This is a genomic window from Streptomyces sp. NPDC005761, assembly GCF_040630635.1.
Classification (GTDB): Bacteria; Actinomycetota; Actinomycetes; order Streptomycetales; family Streptomycetaceae; genus Streptomyces.
The window spans coordinates 1-17549 of sequence record NZ_JBEXXX010000073.1 but is presented as its reverse complement, the minus strand read 5'-3'; the positions used below and the strand labels follow the sequence as shown (position 1 = coordinate 17549).

Annotated in this window: 17 protein-coding genes; 8 read left to right on the top strand and 9 right to left on the bottom strand. The window is 72.4% G+C overall.

Annotated elements, in window-relative coordinates; genetic code table 11:
* Positions 1-48 precede the first annotated feature (48 nt).
* The 7 genes from ABZ434_RS34985 to ABZ434_RS34955 all read right to left on the bottom strand — a co-directional run bounded on the left by ABZ434_RS34985 (position 49) and on the right by ABZ434_RS34955 (position 7432).
* Positions 49-1500 carry a penicillin-binding protein 2 gene (locus ABZ434_RS34985; RefSeq protein WP_359145765.1) on the bottom strand — a complete coding sequence of 484 codons (1452 nt, stop codon included), beginning with the start codon at positions 1498-1500 and terminating at the stop codon, positions 49-51.
* 90 nt (positions 1501-1590) lie between these two features.
* Complete coding sequence (locus tag ABZ434_RS34980; RefSeq protein WP_359145762.1) at positions 1591-2250, bottom strand: response regulator transcription factor; 660 nt, start codon at positions 2248-2250, stop codon at positions 1591-1593.
* Entirely contained in the window at positions 2247-3500 is a 1254-nt protein-coding gene (locus tag ABZ434_RS34975; protein WP_359145759.1) for a histidine kinase, read from the bottom strand. The genes ABZ434_RS34980 and ABZ434_RS34975 overlap by 4 nt, the downstream gene beginning before the upstream one ends.
* Positions 3497-4519 (bottom strand): hypothetical protein, encoded by a 1023-nt coding sequence (locus ABZ434_RS34970; protein ID WP_359145757.1) that lies wholly within the window; start codon positions 4517-4519, stop codon positions 3497-3499. Before ABZ434_RS34970 ends, ABZ434_RS34975 begins: the two co-directional genes overlap by 4 nt.
* Before the next feature lie 92 nt (positions 4520-4611).
* Positions 4612-5874 carry a phosphatase PAP2 family protein gene (locus ABZ434_RS34965; protein ID WP_359145768.1) on the bottom strand — a complete coding sequence of 421 codons (1263 nt, stop codon included), beginning with the start codon at positions 5872-5874 and terminating at the stop codon, positions 4612-4614.
* 311 nt (positions 5875-6185) lie between these two features.
* On the bottom strand, positions 6186-6659 hold the full coding sequence (locus ABZ434_RS34960; protein WP_359145754.1) for a GNAT family N-acetyltransferase: 474 nt from the start codon (positions 6657-6659) through the stop codon (positions 6186-6188).
* 2 nt (positions 6660-6661) lie between these two features.
* The gene (locus ABZ434_RS34955) at positions 6662-7432 is read right to left on the bottom strand and encodes an IclR family transcriptional regulator (RefSeq protein WP_219569419.1); all 771 of its coding nucleotides are present in this window, start codon (positions 7430-7432) and stop codon (positions 6662-6664) included.
* A gap of 155 nt (positions 7433-7587) precedes the next feature.
* Here ABZ434_RS34955 and ABZ434_RS34950 point away from each other — a divergent pair, with 155 nt between their 5' ends.
* The 3 genes from ABZ434_RS34950 (at position 7588) to ABZ434_RS34940 (ending at position 10659) form a co-directional block, all read left to right on the top strand.
* A complete protein-coding gene (locus ABZ434_RS34950; RefSeq protein WP_359145751.1) occupies positions 7588-9108 on the top strand; it encodes an aldehyde dehydrogenase (NADP(+)) in 1521 nt (506 codons plus the stop codon).
* Positions 9105-9716: a DUF1349 domain-containing protein gene (locus ABZ434_RS34945; RefSeq protein WP_359145748.1), complete on the top strand. Its 612-nt coding sequence runs from the start codon at positions 9105-9107 to the stop codon at positions 9714-9716. Before ABZ434_RS34950 ends, ABZ434_RS34945 begins: the two co-directional genes overlap by 4 nt.
* 214 nt (positions 9717-9930) lie before the next feature.
* A complete protein-coding gene (locus ABZ434_RS34940) occupies positions 9931-10659 on the top strand; it encodes a hypothetical protein (RefSeq protein ID WP_359145745.1) in 729 nt (242 codons plus the stop codon).
* 129 nt (positions 10660-10788) lie between these two features.
* Here ABZ434_RS34940 and ABZ434_RS34935 read toward each other — a convergent pair whose 3' ends face one another.
* Entirely contained in the window at positions 10789-11808 is a 1020-nt protein-coding gene (locus tag ABZ434_RS34935) for a zinc-dependent alcohol dehydrogenase family protein (RefSeq protein ID WP_359145742.1), read from the bottom strand.
* A 102-nt stretch (positions 11809-11910) separates the two neighbouring features.
* Between ABZ434_RS34935 and ABZ434_RS34930 the strand changes: the two genes are divergently transcribed.
* The 4 genes from ABZ434_RS34930 (at position 11911) to ABZ434_RS34915 (ending at position 15664) form a co-directional block, all read left to right on the top strand.
* The gene (locus ABZ434_RS34930) at positions 11911-12849 is read left to right on the top strand and encodes an AraC family transcriptional regulator (protein WP_359145739.1); all 939 of its coding nucleotides are present in this window, start codon (positions 11911-11913) and stop codon (positions 12847-12849) included.
* Between the two features lie 56 nt (positions 12850-12905).
* The gene (locus ABZ434_RS34925; protein WP_359145736.1) at positions 12906-13625 is read left to right on the top strand and encodes a hypothetical protein; all 720 of its coding nucleotides are present in this window, start codon (positions 12906-12908) and stop codon (positions 13623-13625) included.
* 170 nt (positions 13626-13795) lie between these two features.
* Positions 13796-14515 (top strand): DsbA family oxidoreductase, encoded by a 720-nt coding sequence (locus tag ABZ434_RS34920; RefSeq protein ID WP_359145733.1) that lies wholly within the window; start codon positions 13796-13798, stop codon positions 14513-14515.
* A gap of 87 nt (positions 14516-14602) precedes the next feature.
* Positions 14603-15664 (top strand): aminotransferase class V-fold PLP-dependent enzyme, encoded by a 1062-nt coding sequence (locus tag ABZ434_RS34915; RefSeq protein ID WP_359145730.1) that lies wholly within the window; start codon positions 14603-14605, stop codon positions 15662-15664.
* 5 nt (positions 15665-15669) lie between these two features.
* On the opposite strand, the gene ABZ434_RS34910 is transcribed toward ABZ434_RS34915, so the two are convergent.
* On the bottom strand, positions 15670-16155 hold the full coding sequence (locus ABZ434_RS34910; RefSeq protein ID WP_359145727.1) for a MarR family winged helix-turn-helix transcriptional regulator: 486 nt from the start codon (positions 16153-16155) through the stop codon (positions 15670-15672).
* 168 nt (positions 16156-16323) lie between these two features.
* On the opposite strand from ABZ434_RS34910, the gene ABZ434_RS34905 reads away from it, so the two are divergent.
* Positions 16324-17394, top strand: coding sequence for an alkene reductase (locus ABZ434_RS34905; protein ID WP_359145724.1), 1071 nt, complete (start codon positions 16324-16326; stop codon positions 17392-17394).
* The last annotated feature ends 155 nt before the right edge of the window (positions 17395-17549 follow it).

Here is a 17549-nt window from a genome sequence, read left to right as displayed (position 1 = left end):
CGTCCCGGCACCCCGAATCGGGGTGCCGGGACGTTCGTCGTGTCCCGGTTACCGCTGGAGCGCGGCTTTCATCATCTTCTGGGCGATCGGGGCCGCGAGACCGTTGCCGCTGACCTCCGAAGCCGCCGAACCCGCGTCCTCCACGATCACGGCGACCGCGACCTCCTGGCCGTCGGCGTCGTCCTTCGCGTACGAGGTGAACCACGCGTACGGGGTGTTGCTGTTGTCCACACCGTTCTCCGCGGTGCCCGTCTTGCCGCCCACCTCGGCCCCGTCGATCCGGGCGTTGGTGCCGGTGCCCTCCTCCACGACGGTCACCATCGCGCTGCGCAGCTGCTGGGCCGTGGACGAGGACACGACCCGCTTCATGTCACCGTCCTCGAAGTCCTCCAGCGTGCCTCCGTCCGCGTCCGTGACCTCGGAGACCATGTGCGGTGCGGCCAGCTCGCCGTCGTTGGCGAGGGTCGCGGAGACCATGGCGATCTGGAGCGGCGTCGCGGTGACCTCGAACTGGCCGATGCCGCTCAGTGCCGTCTGCGCCTTGTCCATGCCGGAGGGGTAGATGCTCTTCGACGCCCGGACCGGCACGTCGAGTTTCTCGGTGTTGAAGCCGAACTTCTCCGCCATCGCCCGCACCTTCTCCTGGCCCAGATCGGCGGCGACCTTGCCGAAGACGTTGTTGCAGGAGTACTGGAGCGCCACGCGCAGCGTCGCGTTCTCACAGGGTGCGGTGGCGCTCTCGTTCCTCAGGACGGTGCTGGTCCCGGGCAGCGTGTACGGGACGGGGCTCTTCGTGGCCTCGTCGACCGAGCTGTACAGCCCGTTCTCCAGCGCGGCCGCAGCCACCACCAGCTTGAAGGTCGAACCCGGCGCCAGCGGCTGCCGCAGCGCGCGGTTGACCAGCGGCTTGTCCGGGTCGGCGAGGAGCTTGCGCCAGGCGTCGCCGTCCGTCGTCCCGCTGATGTCGGAGGGGTCGTAGGACGGGGAGGAGACCATCCCCAGGATCTGCCCGCTCTTCGGGTCGATCGCGACGGCCGCGCCCTTGTCGTCACCGAGCGCCTCGGACGCCGCCTTCTGGACCTCCGGGTCGATCGTCGTCAGTACGTCGCCCGGTGCGCTCTGCCTGCCGGTCAGCGCGTCCAGCGGATTCTTCAGCCGGGTGTCGGTGCCGTCCAGCACATCGCCGTAGATCCCTTCGAGCTGGGTGGAGCCGTAGGCCTGCGAGCCGTAACCGGTGACGGCCGCGTAGAGGCCGCCCTCCTTGTAGGTGCGCTTGTACGCGAGATCGCCGCCCTCCGTTCTCCTGGATCCGGTGACCGGGGAGCCGGCCACGATGATGTCGCCGAGCGGCTGCGCGTACTGCGCGATGGTGTTCCGCCGGTTGCGGTCGTCGTCTGCGAGCGCCCGGGCCTGGTACGCCTGCACCCAGGTCGCCCGCCCCAGGAGGGCGAGGACCAGCAGCAGGGAGAAGACCGAGGCGCGCCTGATCGTCTTGTTCATCCCGCTGGAGGGACGAGCGGGAGGCCGCGCTCCGTTCCCGTCTGTGCCGCTTCTCACCCATTCCTCATGAATGCCGCCGTGCCCACCGGGTCAGCCGGGCGTGATGAACCCCGACTCGTAAGCGGCGATGACCGCCTGGGTGCGGTCGCGGGTGCCCGTCTTCGCCAGGACGGCCGCCACATGGCTCTTCGCCGTTGCCGGGCCCACCCGCAGCCGGGCAGCGATCTCCGCGTTGGTGAGCCCGCTCGCCATCAGCCGCAGCACGTCCGCCTCCCGGTCGGTGAGCCTGGCCGCCCAGGGCGGCGCGGCGGACGGCTGCCGCTTCCCGTACGCCACCGCCAGGCCCCGGACCGCGGAGGGGAAGAGCAGCGTGTCGCTGCGGGCGACCAGCCGTACCGCCTGCACCAGGTCCTCGGCCGCCGCCCGCTTGAGCAGGAAGCCGGCCGCTCCGGCGCGCAGCGCGTCGTACACGTAGGAGTCGTGTTCGAAGGTGGTGACGACGACGATGCGCGGGGCCGGGTCGAGCGTGGCCAGGATCTGCTCCGTCGCCCGTATCCCGTCGATCTCCGGCATCCGCACATCCATCAGCACCACATCGGGGCGCAGCTCGCGCACCACGGAGACGGCCTCCGCCCCCGTCGACGCCTCGCCCACGACCTCCAGCCCGGTCTCGGCGTCCAGGATGACCCGCAGCGCGGTGCGGACCATGTGTTCGTCGTCGGCGAGGACGATGCGGACCGGTGTGCTCATCGCTGCTCCTGTGCGGGGGTGTGGAGGGGGAGGCGGGCGGTGAGCCGCCAGCGGCCCTCGTGTTCTCCGGCCCCGGTGCGGCCGCCGAGCAGTAAGGCCCGTTCGGCGATGCCGAGCAGCCCGCGGCCGCCGCCGGGTCGCACCGGGGCCGGCCGTTCCGGCAGCGGACTGTCCAGGACGATCCTCAGCTCCCCGGCGCCCACCGAGACCCGCAGCCGCACCGGTTCCCCGCGCCCGCCGTGTCGCAGTGCGTTGCTCAGTCCCTCCTGCACGATGCGGTACGCCTCGCGGGACACCGTCCCGGGGACGGCGCCCGGATCGCCTTCGGCGGTGTGGGCGACGGGCAGCCCGCAGCGCGCGAGCAGCCCGTCCAGCGCGTCGAGGCCCGGGCCGGACGGCAGACCCCGCGCCCCGTCGTCGTCCTTGCGCAACAGCCCCAGCACGGTGTCGAGTTCGCCCACGGTGCGCCGGGTCGTCTCCTCGATGGCGGTCAGCGCGGCCCGGACGAACTCGGGATCGCTGTCCAGGACCCTGCGGGCGGCACCCGCCTGGAGCGTGACGGCACTGAGCGCGTGGCCGACCGAGTCGTGCAGTTCGCGGGCCAGCCGGTTGCGGACCGCCAGCTCGGCCGCACGGCGTTCGGCGGCGGCCAGCCGGTCGTGCGGGGTCGGACCCAGCAGCACCGGAGCCCGGTTCGCCAGCAGCGCCCCGGCCGCCGCCGCGCAGCCGGACAGGGCCACCAGCATCGCGATGCCGGCGAAGGGCGCCAGGGCCAGGACCCATGCCCGGTCCAGGGCCTCGGGCACGCCCATCGCGGAAGAATCCCGCAGGGCCGCGAAGAACGGCAGCCCCATGACCGCCACGGCGAAGGGGACCAGCGCCAGCGTCATGCCGCTGATGACACCGCCGAGCCCCACGTGCAGGGTGAACCAGGCCGCCGAACGGACCCTGGCCTGGCGGGTTCTGGCGGGCCCGTCGGCGAGCGGCCGGTCCGGTGGCAGACCGCACAGAGCGCGGGCGGCAGCTGCGGAGAGCGGACGCGCGAGTGGGAGGAGTGCGGTGACCGTGGCCATCGGCAGGGCGTAGGCGAACGCCATCAGCTGGTTGGCCGGCGAGGTGAAGACATCGGCTTCCGGGCGGTACGAGCCGACGATCACCGTGCCGACCAGGAAGTACGGCATCAGCAGAGCGCCGCCGATGATCAGGTGCAGCCAGCGCTGCCGGGCCCGCCGGCCGAGCAGCGGTCTCACGCCCCGGGGCTCGCGGGCCGGATCGCGGCCGAGCGCTCCGCCAGGAAGTACGCGCCCAGCGTCATCACCAGCGTTCCGACCAGCATCTGGACAGCGTAGATCAGCACCATGGTGGCCGTGGGCTGATCGGCGATGTCGTCGATGTCGCTCAGCGACGCGATGCTCATCCAGCCGCCCCAGCAGGCTGTCGCCGCGGAGCCGCCCCAGGCCAGGGCGAGAGGAACCCGCAGCGGCAGCGCGGAGTCGCGACGGAAGGCGAGAAGCAGGATTCCGGCGGCGGTGACGACGACGAAGAGGGCGAAGACCGCTTCGAGTACCGCGGAGCCGCTGGTGCGTTCCTGGATCCTGCCCTCGTTGAGGCCGGCCGTCGAGCCGGCGGCCCAGAGCAGGTGCAGAGTGCCGGGCACCAGGGCGATCAGCGAGGCGGCGACGGCGCCGGCCCGCAGCGCGGGAGCGGTGGGGCCGTCCGGCAGTTCCCGCAGCGTGCCCTGCCAGAGGTGGCCCCAGCGGTCCCTGGCGTACAGCGCGAACAGGGTGCCCAGCGCCAGCCCCTGGATGATGAAGCCGGTGTAGACGACGCCGAAGACCCACTCGTCCAGGAACGGGCGGCCCACGTCCCCCTTGTTGACGGTCTTCCCGCCCAGGGCCTGGACCAGCAGCTGGAGCGGATAGCCGGTCATGATCGGCAGCAGCAGGCCGGTGGCCACCCACATCGGCAGGGCGAGCAGCCAGGCGGGCACGCGCCGGCCCCAGGCCTGGGTGAGCAGCAGGGCGATGACGACGACCGCGCTGTCCATCAGGACCGACGCGCCGTTCGCGACCGCCATCGTGGCGTGGTGGTCGAGGAGCGAGCTGCCGGCCGGGATGCCGAGGTGACTGCCCGAGATCCAGGCGGCCTTGAGGGCGATGTAGGGCAGGCAGGAGGCGATCGCGACGGTGCGCAGCGCGGTGCGGAGGCGGTCGGTGGCCGGGGCGGCGGCTTCCGGTGCGGGAGCGGGTGGCGGAGAGGTCGGTGTCATGGCACCCACGCTGCCGCGCGGCCGGTCCGGGCACGTCCTGCCCGGCAACGATCCGTCTCCGCCGTCCGGCGGAGACGGATCGCCCCAGCGGATCAGACCAGTTCGGGCTGCAGTTCGGCCTGCCGCACCGGTGCGGGCTTCGGGTCCCACTGCCTGGTGGTCCGTACATAGGCGTAGATCACCGAGGCCGTGGCCATGATGAGCAGGGGGCCGAACAGCCACGGATGGGCGGCCATCTGCGTCGGCAGACAGCGGGCGGTCACCAGGATCGCGGCGAAGACCGTGGCGCCGTAGGCGACCAGCTGGGCTCCGGACCGGTCCCAGCCGCGTTCGAGTGAGCGCAGGGCCGTCTCGATCGTGACGGTGAATATCACGCCGGTGATGATGTCGATGCCGTAGTGGTAGCCGAAGCCCAGCGTCGCGGCGAGTGTGGCGATCAGCCAGAACGTGCCCGCGGCCCGCAGGAACCGGGGGCCCTTGCGGGAATGGATGAAGATCGTGGTGGCCCATGCCGTGTGCAGGCTGGGCATGCAGTTGCGCGGGGTGAAGTCGTCGAACGGCATGTGCTGCGGGCCGCTGCGCGGCGGCAGCGTGTCGGGCCACAGATCGGCGGCGGCCCAGTGCCCGCCGTCGGCGCCGTAGGCGAAGACCGGTCCGACCACCGGGTAGATCATGTAGATGGCCGGCCCGAGGAGGCCGATGACCAGGAAGGTGCGCACCAGATGGTGGGCCGGGAAGCGGCGTTCGGCCGCTACGTTGCGCAGCTGGTACAGGGCGACGACGACCGCGGCGACCGCGAGCTGCGTATAGACGGAGTCGAGGAAGACCTCGCCGAACGAGCCGGTGGCCCTGACCAGGCGGCCCACCAGCCACGAGGGGTTGCCCAGCGCGTGGTCGGCGGTCGCCACGTACTGGTCGAGCACCAGCGGGCGGGTCTTCGACGTGATGAGCAGCCAGGTATCGCCGGTCTTGCGGCCGGTCACCAGCAGCAGCCCCAGACCGACACCCTTGAGCAGCAGGAGTCGTTCCGGGCCGGTGCGGCGGGTGACGGCGATGACCGCGCACCCCAGGATCACCCACAGCGCGCCGTTGCCGAAGGGATGTCCGTGGGTCACCGGCGCGTCGGCCACCCAGCGCACCAGCAGGATGACGAGGTCGATACCGATCGCGGTCCCCATCGCGATGAACCGCTGCCGCCAGGTGAGTACCACCATCATCAGGCCCATGCTGGCGTACAGCAGGAACCCCGAGGCGGGGGCGAATATCACCTCTCGCGCCTGGCTGGCGATCGGCCCCGGCAGCCCGTAGTGACGCGCGGCGATTTCGAGAGCGACGAGGAATCCGAGGCCCACCACCCCCGCCGTCGCCCACAACGCAGTCTTCGGCCGACGCCAGGTACCGGGCGTGATTCCGTTGGTTATTCGCGAAAACACCCGCGATGCTATAGGTATCAAGAGTTTGGCCGATTTGTTAGATGCTGGTGGAGTACGTCGCGACATGGGTCATTTGTCGCGCCGGATGGCGTGGTTCGCCGGTGCGGTGTGGACGATGAGGTCAATCGCCATGAATTCGAGCATGTTATCGGAGTGGTGTTCGAGGCCCCGATGGTCATGGCGGATTACGCGGCGGGCCGGCCGGCCTGCCGCGTGGGGCGGGGCGGCGGTAGTCACCCGGGCAGGGTGAACAGCAGCTCGTCCGTCTCCTTGCCGCGCGCGTTCGCATAGCCGTGGTCCTCGCCCGTCACGGCGAATCCGCACTTCTCCAGCACCCGGCGTGAGCCCGTGTTGTCGGCCGCCGCGCGTGCGTACAGCGGGCGTTCCGTCACGACGCCGAGCAGTGCGCCGAGAGCGGCCGTGGCCAGACCGCGGCCCCAGCGCTCCCGGTCGATCCAGTACGTGACCTGCCGGTCGTCCGGCGCCCCGTACACCCCGGCACTGCCGACCACCGCGCCGTCCGAGAGCACCGTGCGCATGACGACCGACGGATCCGCGAGGATGCGCGCCCAGTGCGCGTCGAACGCATGCCGGTCGCCGGGGTCCTCGCTGGTGAACGCGGCCGTGCGGACCGATTCGGGCTCGGACATCCAGGCGAAGAACAACGGCAGGTCGGTGTCGCGCACCTCGCGCAGCGAGACGCCCACGGTCAGAGCCTGCGAGTGGCGAGGGTCAGCCGGTCGCGCGCGTCGAACAGCGCGTCCTTGACCATCTGCTCGTGCGCCGGGGTGAGCCGGGCGACCGGCACCGAGCAGCTGATGGCGTCGCGGGCCGGGGTGCGGTACGGGACCGCGACGCCGAAGCAGCGCAGCCCCAGGGTGTTCTCCTCGCGGTCCACCGCGTAGCCCTGTTCCCGGATCAGGTGCAGCTCCTCGATGAGCTTCTCCCGGTCGGTCAGGGTGTGCTCCGTCAGCGCGGGCAGCGTCTCGGGCAGCATCTTGCGGACCTGCTCGTCGCTGTGCGTGGCGAGCAGTGCCTTGCCGAGCGAGGTCGAGTGCGCGGGCAGCCGACGGCCGACGCGGGTGAAGGGGCGCAGATAGTGCTGGGACTGGCGGGTGGCGAGGTAGACCACGTTCGTCCCGTCGAGCCGGGCGAGGTGGATGGTCTCCGTGGTGTCGTCGGAGAGCCGGTCCAGCGTGGGGCGGGCGGCCGCGACCACCTCGTCGCCGTCGATGTACGAGGTGCCGACCAGCAGTGCGCGCACACCGATCCCGTACCGCGTCCCGGTCGCGTCCGTCTCCACCCAGCCGAGCTCGACCAGCGTGCGCAGCAGCATGTAGAGGCTGGACTTCGGGTAGCCGACGGCCTCCTGCACCGCGGCGAGGGAGTGCATGCCCGGCCGCCCGGCGAAGTACTCCAGCAACTCCACCGTCCGTACCGCGGACTTGACCTGTGCCCCACCAGACTCGGCAACCGACATCGCCCTACGCCCCTTCCAGCCCACTTAGGAAACCCTGCGACTTCTTGCCAACACCGAACGCCCGGAAATAGAGTCGCTTCATATTCACGATCAGGAACTCTGTTCAGAATACCGAACAACTTCTGATGTGTGGCAGTGGAGCGGAAGGAAACACGGTGGCAGCAGCACCAGTCTGGAGCGTCGACCCCCGCACCGGGAACCCGCGTGAGCAGGTTGCGGTGGAGGCTACAGCGGAGGAGGTCGACCGCGTGGTCCGGGCCGCGCACGCCGTCCGGGCCTCTCTCGCGGACCGCGCCGTGCGCGCCGCGTTCCTGCGCACCGCGGCCGATCTGCTCGCCGGGGCGGGCGAGCACGTCATCGAGGCCGCCGACGCCGAGACGGCCCTCGGCCCGGCCCGGCTGACCGGCGAACTCGCCCGCACCGCAGCCCAGTTGCGTGCCTTCGCGGAGGTCGTGGACGAGGGCGCGTACCTCGACATCCACATCGACCACGAGGATGCCACCCGCACCCCGCCCTGGCCCGACCTGCGGCGTTACAAGATCCCGCTCGGTGTCGTCGCCGTCTACGCCGCCAGCAACTTCCCGCTCGCCTTCTCCGTGCCCGGCGGCGACACCGCCAGCGCCCTCGCGGCCGGCTGCCCGGTGGTGGTCAAGGCACACCCCGACCACCCCGCGACCTCCGAACTGTGCGCCTCGATCCTGCGCCGGGCCGCGGCGCAGCACGGGCTGCCCAAGGACGTCGTCACCCTGGTGCACGGCTTCGAGGCCGGCGTCGAGCTGGTCAGGCACCCCCTCGTCAGCGCCGCCGGCTTCACCGGCTCCATCCGCGGCGGCCGCGCCCTCTTCGACGCGGCGGCCGCGCGACCGGTCCCCATCCCCTTCCACGGCGAGCTCGGCTCCCTCAACCCCGTGGTCATCACCGAGGCGGCCGCCGCCGAGCGCGGCGAGCAGATCGGCGCGGGGCTCGCGGGCTCGATGACCATGGGCGCGGGGCAGTTCTGCACCAAGCCCGGCTTCGTCCTCGCCCCCGCGGGCGAGAGCGGCGACCGGCTGCTGAAGTCCCTCACCGGGGCGGTCAGCGACGCCGAGGCCGGAGTCCTGCTCGACCACCGCATGCGCGAAGCCTTCCTCGCCGGAGTGAGCGAGCGCGCCGCACTCCCGGACGTGGAGGCCCCGGTGACCCCGGGAGCCGGCGGTGATCACACCGTCGCGGCCGGTTTCCTGACCGTGCCGGCGCAGCTGCTCGCCACCGAGGGACCGCACGACGCGCTCCTGGAGGAGTGCTTCGGCCCCGTCACCGTCGTCGCCCGCTACACCTCCGAGGACGAGATCACCGCGGTCCTGTCCCGGCTGCCGGGCAACCTCACCGCGACGCTCCAGATCGCCACCGAGGAGGCCGACGACAGCGCCGCCGCGCTGCTCGCCGCGCTCACCCCGCTCGCCGGGCGCGTGCTGGTCAACGGCTGGCCGACCGGCGTCGCCGTCGCGCCCGCCCAGCACCACGGCGGCCCCTACCCGGCCACCACCTCCACCTCCACCTCGGTCGGCGCCACCGCGATCGAGCGCTGGCTGCGCCCGGTCAGCTACCAGACCACCCCCGACGCGCTGCTCCCGCCCGAGCTGCGCGAGGACAACCCGCAGGGCCTGCCCCGCCGCGTGAACGGACGCCCCGCATGACCCTGACCCTTCCCGAACTGCCCTTCGGCCTGGAGCCGTTCGGACCCACCGCGGGCTGGAACTACGCGGACGGCGTCCTCACCGGTCGCGCCGGTGCCCGCCAGGACCGCTTCGTGCCGCCGGACGGCGAGGGCCTCGCATCGGTGAGCGACGCTCCCCGGCTGCTGGGCCCCGCCCCGGCGGGCGACTTCCAGCTGATCGCCCGGGTGCGCGTCGGCTTCGCCGCGGCCTTCGACGCGGGGGTCCTCTACCTCCACGTCGGCGACCGGGAGTGGGCCAAGATCTGTCTGGAGCTCTCCCCGGACCGCCCCACCATCTGCACGGTCGTCACCCGCGGCCACTCCGACGACGCCAACTCCTTCGTCGTGGAGGGCGACACCTACTTTCTGCGCCTGAGCCGTGTCGGCAACGCCTTCGCCTGCCACGCCTCGCCCGACGGAGAAAAGTGGACCTTCGTCCGCGTCTTCGCCCTGGGCGAGCCGGACCGGGCCGCCACCGCGTCCATCGGCTTCCTCGCCCAGTCGCCCACGGGCGACGGCTGCGAGGTCTCCTTCGACCGCATCGAGTTCCGCCCGACGGGCCTCGCGGACCTGCGCGACGGCAGCTGACCCGACCACCCGCCCCGATGCCCCGCCCTCCGGCCACGGAGGGCGGGGCATCGGCGCGTGGGGCCGTGACCCGCACCGCCCGCCGAGCGTGTCTCCGCCCGTGGAGCAAACGGGCCCCCGCCATCCGTCCGCCGCCGGAAATTCCCTGCTCGTACGCCGCGACCCGTGAGACTCTGCCGTCGGTCGGCTGCCGAATCGCAGGGAGAGAAACGTCATGGCTGTGCATCTGATCGGAGGCGGCTGGGACGAGGACGTCGCGCCGCTCCTGTACGGGCCGTTCCTGGCCGAGGTGGGGCGGGGCGGTGTGGTGGGGTGTCTGCTCATCGACGAGGGGGACGGCGACGAGCAGTTCGCGCGTTACGACGCCGTGCTCCGCCGGGTGGCGCCGCAGTGCAGGCCGGTGCCGCTGCTCGTGCCCGTGGGTTCGGTGTTCGAGCCCGGGGCGCTTGCCGGTCTCGACGGGCTCCTGATCGGCGGCGGACTGACGCCCGCCTATCAGGACGCGCTCGGCCCGGTGGCGGCCGTGGTGGCGCGGGCGATCACCGAACGCCCGCTGCCGTTCGCGGGCTTCTCCGCGGGCGCCGCCGTCGCCGCGCGACGGGCCCTGGTCGGCGGTTGGCTGGACCGTGGCGTGCCGGTGTGTCCCGACGACGCCGCGGAGGACCTCGAAGAGATCGAGCTCCGCGACGGACTCGGGCTCCTCCCGCACACCGTCGAGGTGCACGCCGCCCAGTGGGGGACGCTCGCCCGCCTGGTCGCCGCCGTCGCACGCGGCGACGCGTCCCGCGGCGTCGCCCTCGACGAGAGCACGCTGCTCACCGTGGAGAGCGATGGCCGCGCGGTGGTGGGCGGGGCCGGGCAGGCGCATCTCGTACGGGGCGCCGGACCGGCCGGTTCGGTCACGGTGCGCGCCTTCCGGGCAGGGGAGACGCTCCCGGCCTGAGCGCCTTCGGCCGTGGTGTTCCGGGCGGCGGAAGGGCTGCTCATGCCGCTCGTGCCGGAGCGACGACCGGGGGCCGCCGGGCCGACCGGTCCGGTGTCTGCGCCGGCGCACCGCCCACCGTGCGCCGATTCAGTGCCGGACCGTCACCACGATCTTGCCGGTGTGGGTGTTGGACTCCATCAGCCGGTGCGCGTCCGGCATCCTTTCCAGCCCGTCGAAGGTCGCTCCCACGACCGGAGCCAGCGCCCCGCTGCGGAGTCCGGAACCGATGAAGTGGGCGGCGCGACGACGGACGGCCGGATCGTTCGTCAGGTCGAGGTTGTTGTAACCGATCACGGTCAGCGGCCAGTTCATCGGCAGCACGGTCGGCCGCCCGTCCAGCCATCCGTACACGATCAGCGTCCCGTCGTGCGCCGCCGCCCCGCCCAGCGCGGCGAGTCCCGGCCCGCCGATCGCGTCGAAGATCACCTCGGCGCCCTTGCCACCGGTGATGCGTCCGACCTCCTTCACCACGTCCTCGCTGTCCGTCGTGACGACATGGGCGGCCCCCGCGTCGAGCAGCTGCCGCTTCTTCGCCGCGGTACGGGTGGTGGCGATCGGGATCGCCCCGATCCGCCGGGCCACCTGAAGAGCCGCCGTGCCGACCCCGCTCGACGCCCCGGTGATCACCACATGGTCGCCGGCGCGCAGACCGCCCTTCTCCAGCAGCGCTCCGTAGGCGGTGGAGTACGTCAGCCAGGCGGCCGCCGCGCTCACCGAGTCCACGCCCGCCGGACGGGGGAGCACTTGCCCGGCCGGTACCACCACGCGCTCGGCGTAGAGCCCGTGGCCGCTCAGGTCCTCGGCGGTTGCGACCATCACGTGGTCGCCGGGTGCCGGTTCGTCCACCCCCGCACCGACCGCCTCGACGACTCCGGCCGCCTCGTAACCGTTGCGGGAGGCGGGCAGAGTCGCCCGGTAGAAGTACGTGCCCGCGCGGAAGAGCGCCTCGGCCCGGTTGAGTCCCAGCGCCTCCACCCGGACGAGAACCTCGCCCGGGCCGGGCGGGGGCAGCGGTACCTCCTCGACGGTGAGGACGTCCGGGTCTCCGGTGGTGTGGAAGAGAACAGCCTTGGTGGTGAGGGGTGTTGATGAGTTCTTCTCGGTCATGAACATCACCGTACGAAGGTCTTCCGAGACGATCCATATCTCAGAAGCGCCCTTTCATGCCCGATCGTCTTCCGCCGCCGCGCACGTGGATACTCTGGCGGCATGGATGTCCTCAGCGACGTGATCACGGCTGTGCGGGCGGGCCGGCCGCATTCGTCCCGCCGTAACAAGTACGCCCCCTGGGGCATGCGCTTCCCCGCATCCGAGGGGGCCGGATTCCACGTGGTGCTCCAGGGGTCGGCCTGGCTGATGCCTCCCGGCGAGGCGCCCGCGGTGCGGCTGGGCGTCGGCGATGTGGTGTTCCTGGCCCACGGCCGCGGACACGCGCTGGCCGACGACCCCGGCACGCCCCTGTCCGACGTCTTCCCGGGCCCGGACGGCACCTGGCCGACACCCGTCGACGAGCCGCCCCCCGACGCTCCGGCTCCGGTCACGCAACTGCTGTGCGGTGCCTATCAGCTGAACCGGGCACGCGTGCATCCACTGCTCTCGCATCTGCCCGACGTCGTCCACCTTCCGGCCGGGGCCGGCGCGCATCCCGCACTGCGCGCGGCGATCGACCTGCTCGGCGGCGAGCTCCGGACGCCGATGCCGGGCTCCGACGCCCTGGTGCCCGCACTGCTCGACACGCTGCTGCTGTACATCCTGCGCACCTGGTGGCTGGGAGAGGGGGCGTCGCCCCCTCCGGACGGGCGCCCGGCGGGCTGGTCGGCGGCCCTGGCCGACCCGGCGGTCTCGGCCGCCCTGACGGCCGTCCACGACGACCCGGCCCGCTCCTGGACCGTCGGAGAACTCGGGGTCCTGGGCGGTCTCTCCCGCGCCGCCTTCGCCCGGCGGTTCACCACCCTGGTCGGTGAACCGCCGCTGTCCTATCTGACCTGGTGGCGGATGACGACGGCGGGCCGGCTGCTGCGGGCCGATGACGCGCCCCTGCGTTCCGTCGCCCAACGGACCGGCTACGCGTCGGAGTTCGCCTTCGCTAAGGCGTTCAAGCGGGAGTACGGAGTGGCCCCCGGGCAGTACCGTCGCCAGGCGGGCTGACCCCGCGGCGCGTCGCTGGGCGGGATCCGCGGCGGCTCACGACAGTGGAGGCGGTCATGCGATGTGTGGTGCGGGTCTTCTGGGGGCCCCGGAAGGAGACGCCCCGGGAGCTCGCGGGACGCTGGAAGGCGATGCTGGACGCGCTCCCCGCACTGCTTCCGGCGGCCTCCCGCGGGCAGGCGGGACAGCCGTGGACCTGGACCCGGTACCAGACCTCGGGCCGTCCCACGGAGCTCCGGCCCGACGAGGCGGAGCTGGCGGCCGCGCTGCAGGCCGACCACGACTCGCCGCGGACCTCGGGCGGGGCAGGCCTGAGCCTGGTGAGCCGGGGCGGGCCCGGCTGGGAGATCGGTGTCTCCGGCCGCGGCGGCGGTGAGTCGGAGTACGTCACCCAGGCCGTCGTGCTGGCGGTCGTCTCCCCCGACGGAGCCGAGGTTCCCGAAGCCGCGCTCCTCGCGCTGATCGTGGACATCTGGCAGCCGGACACCGGTGACGCGACGGACGACGAACTGCTCGACGCCCTGGAGGACCGGGCCGGCTTCGACTACACGCTCTCCCACGTGAGCGTCGGCCGGCTCGGCTACCTCTCACCGGGGCGAGCGGCGCTGGCCCCCGCAGGGGTGGGAGTGGCCCGCCCGGAGCTGCGCGGGGCGGGCACGCTCCTCGACATCGCGCCGCCCGGGGACATCGATGCCGTCGTGGACGCCTACGTGCGCCTCCGCGAGGCCGGCGCGCTGGAGCCGCTGCCCAGACCGATGAACCGAACCTTCCTGTAGCCGGACCGCTGCTCAGCCCGGTGAAGCGAACCTTCCCGTGGCCGGACCGCTGCTCCGGCGAGGCGTCCGGACCGGGAATGGCCGGCACCCCGACGCGCGTTCCCCCCTGAGCGGAGGGTCCCTCCGTGCTGCGGGAGCAGTCGCACGAGAGCTTGGAGAGAAGAAGAGTCATGCGCGTCGAGATCTGGAGCGACATCGCCTGCCCGTGGTGCTACATCGGCAAGGCCCGGTTCGAGAAGGGCCTGGCGGGGTTCGCCCACCGCGACGAGGTCGAGGTGGTCCACCGCTCCTTCGAGCTCGACCCCGGGCGCGCCAAGGGCGACACCGCGCAGGTCATCGACATGCTGGCGCAGAAGTACGGGCGTACCCGCGAGGAAGCGCGCTCCATGGAGGCGAACGTCGCGGCCAACGCCCAGGCCGAGGGACTCGGCTACCGCACCGAGGGCCGTGACCACGGCAGCACCTTCGACATCCACCGGCTGCTGCACCTGGCGAAGGCCCGCGGCCGTCAGGACGAGCTGCTGAGCCTGGCCTACCGGGCGAACTTCGCCGAGGAGCGTTCCGTCTACGACGACGAGGTGCTGGTCCAGCTGGCCGTCGAGGCAGGTCTCGACGTGGACGAGGCGCGCGCGGTGCTGGCCGATCCGCAGGCGTACGCGGACGAGGTGCGGGCCGATGAGCGGGAGGCGTCCGAACTGGGAGCCAACGCGGTGCCGTTCTTCGTGCTCGACCGGCGTTACGGCATTTCCGGCGGTCAGCCCGCAGAGGTCTTCGCCCAGGCGCTGGAGCAGGCATGGAAGGACCGCCCGCTGACCGCGATCGGCGGGGACGCGGCAGCCTGCGACGCCGACGGGGCGTGCGAGGTTCCGCAGGCCGGTGGCACCGCCTGAGCCCGCCTGCACACATAAGCATCGCTTGGGGCCTCCCCTTAACTCTTGACGATTGACTATGAGTTAAGGGGCCTTCAGGCTGGGCCCATGATGATCTCTTCGCTCAGCCGTGCGGTGGCCGCCGAATTCGCGCCGGAGACCGCCTACCTCAACACCTCCTCGTGCGGGCTGCTGCCCCGGCGCACGGTCGATGCCGTGAGGGCGCTCGCCGAGGAGAACACCACCGGGCGCAGGACCGGGGCGGGCGACTTCGAAGCGGTGGACCGGGCCCGCGAGGGTTTCGCGCGGATCGCCGGTGTCGGGGCCGGCCGGGTCGCGGTCGGCAGCTCGGTCACCGTCCACGTCGGTCTGATCGCCTGCTCACTGCCCGCGGGGGCGGAAGTGCTGGTCCCCGAGGGGGAGTTCAGTTCGGTGGTCACCCCGTTCGCGGTGCGCGGGGACCTGCGGGTGCGGTACGTCCCGCTGGCGGAGCTGGCGGACGAGGTGCGCCCCGGGACGGCGCTCGTCGCCTTCTCCTCCGTGCAGTCCGCCGACGGCCGGCTCGCCGACCTGGACGCGGTGCGGGCCGCGGCCGCCGCCCACGGGGCTCGTACGCTGCTGGACGCCACCCAGTCCGCGGGCTGGCTTCCGCTCGATGCCGGGGCGTACGACTACACGGTCGCAGGTGGCTACAAGTTCCTGCTCTGCCCGCGGGGCGCGTCGTTCCTCACCGTCACCGAGGAGGCGCAGCACGCCCTGCCGCCGGTCCTCGCCGGCTGGGTCGCCGCCGAGGACCCGTGGGCCAGCACCTACGGGCCGGTCGCGAAGCTCGCCCCCGATGCCCGCCGCTACGACGAGCCGCCCGCTTTCCTCTCGTACCACGGCGCCGAACACTCGCTCGCGCTGCTGAACGAGATCGGTATCGACGCGGTCCATGACCACGCCACCGGGCTCGCGGCCCGCTTCCGCGACGGACTGGCCGGGCTGGGGCACGAGGCCGTGCCGGCCCCGACGGCCGTCGTCGGGGTGCCGGGGCTCGGTCACCGGGCGCCGGATCTGGGGCGGGCCGGGGTGATGGTGTCCAACCGGGCCGGCAACCTGCGGGCGGCCTTCCACCTCTACAACGCCGAGGCCGATGTGGACCGTGCGCTCGACGTGATCGCGGGCTGAGGACGTCAGCGGTTCTCCGGGCAGTCCGCCGTCTCCCGGCAGAGGTTCTCCTCGACCCTGGCGAGGAGCCTGGCCAGCTCCTTGCGTTCCCCCGCGTCCAGGCCCGCGAGGGTGTGCTCCTCCAGATCCGTCCAGGCCCGTTCCACCTCGGAGAGCAGCGCGCAGCTGTTGTCGGTGGCCTCGACCAGGACGGCCCTGCGGTCGGCCGGGTCGGGGCTGCGGCGGACGTGTCCGGACTGCTCCAGACGCTGGAGCATCTTGGTGACGGTGGAGGGGTCGAGGTCGACCGCCTTGATCACCTCGGACTGCCGGACCGCCCCCGCGTCCCAGAGGAACATCATCAGGAACTCCTGGCCCGGGTAGAGGCCCGCCCCCTTGAGCAGCTTGCCCGCCGCGATCCGGTGGAGCCGGGCGACCCGTGACACGGCGTGGCTGACCGGGCCACCGCGGGCGGCGCTGGGCAGCTCGGTACAGGCGGGATCGGAGGTCATCGGGGGCTCCTCGGTGGTGCGGGGTGGCTCCGCGGCTGTCGGATGCGGCTTCTCGCCAACTTTACCTTGGTCGGCCAAGTAATACGCTACAGTGGCACGCGTCGCAGATACTTGGCCGACCACATAATTTGGTCGGCCGACCACATGTCTTTGCCCTGGGGGCTTCTCATGACCACCGCATTCGACTCGCTCGACCTGGCCGGCACCCGGCTCGCCAACCGCATCGCGCTGGCACCGATGACGCGGAGCCGGGCGGCCGAGGGCGGGGTGCCGACGCAGCTGACGGCCGAGTACTACGCCCAGCGCGCCTCGGCGGGCCTCGTCATCACCGAGGGCATCCAGCCGTCGGTCGTGGGCCAGGGCTATCCCAGCACCCCGGGGCTGCACAGCGACGAGCAGATCGCCGCCTGGCGCAAGGTCACCGACGCCGTGCACGACAGGGGCGGCAGGATATTCGCGCAGATCATGCACACCGGCCGGATCGGCCACCCGGTCCTGCTGCCCGACGGACTCACCCCCGTCGGCGCCTCCGCCGTCGCCGCCACCGGACAGGTCCACACCCACGTGGGCCCGAGGGACTTCGTCACCCCGCGCGAGATCACCGACACCGAGGTCCGGGCGACGATCGCCGACTTCGCGGCCGCGGCACGGGCCGCCGTGGACGCCGGCTTCGACGGTGTGGAGCTGCACGGTGCCAACGGATACCTGATCCACCAGTTCCTGGCGCCCAACTCCAACCGGCGCACGGACGAGTGGGGCGGCTCCGTGGAGGGCAGGATCCGCTTCGCCCTGGAGACGGTGCGCGCCGTCGTCGCCGAGATCGGGGCCGCCCGCACCGCGATCCGCCTCTCGCCCGGCAACCGGTACAACGACATCGACGAGCCCGCGCCCGAGGCCACGTACAGCGCGCTGGTGCAGGCGATCGAGCCGCTCGGGCTCGCCTATCTGCACCTCGTCGAGGGAGCGGCCGACGACCGGGCGCTGACCGAGTCCCTGCGCAAGCAGTTCAACGGAACGCTCGTCCTCAACCCGGCGAGCGAGGGGGCGACCGGACCGGACGCACTCGCCCTGATCGAGCAGGGCGTGGCCGACATCGTCTCGTACGGAGTGCTGTTCCTGGCCAACCCGGACCTGCCCGAGCGGCTGCGCGCGGGCGGCCCCTACAACACCCCGGACAACGCCACCTTCTACGGGGGCGACCACCGCGGCTACACGGACTACCCGGTGCTGGGGGCGTGACGTCCGGGCGGTGGGGCGTCCGGAAGAACTGCACGGTGACGCCCGGCCCCCGCCGCCGGAGGCCACCACCTCGCTCTGCACGATGAGCGGATGCCGCCGCGCGGCGGGGGGGGGGGGGGGCGGCGGGGCCGGGCGCCGCCGGCGGCTGCGGCGCC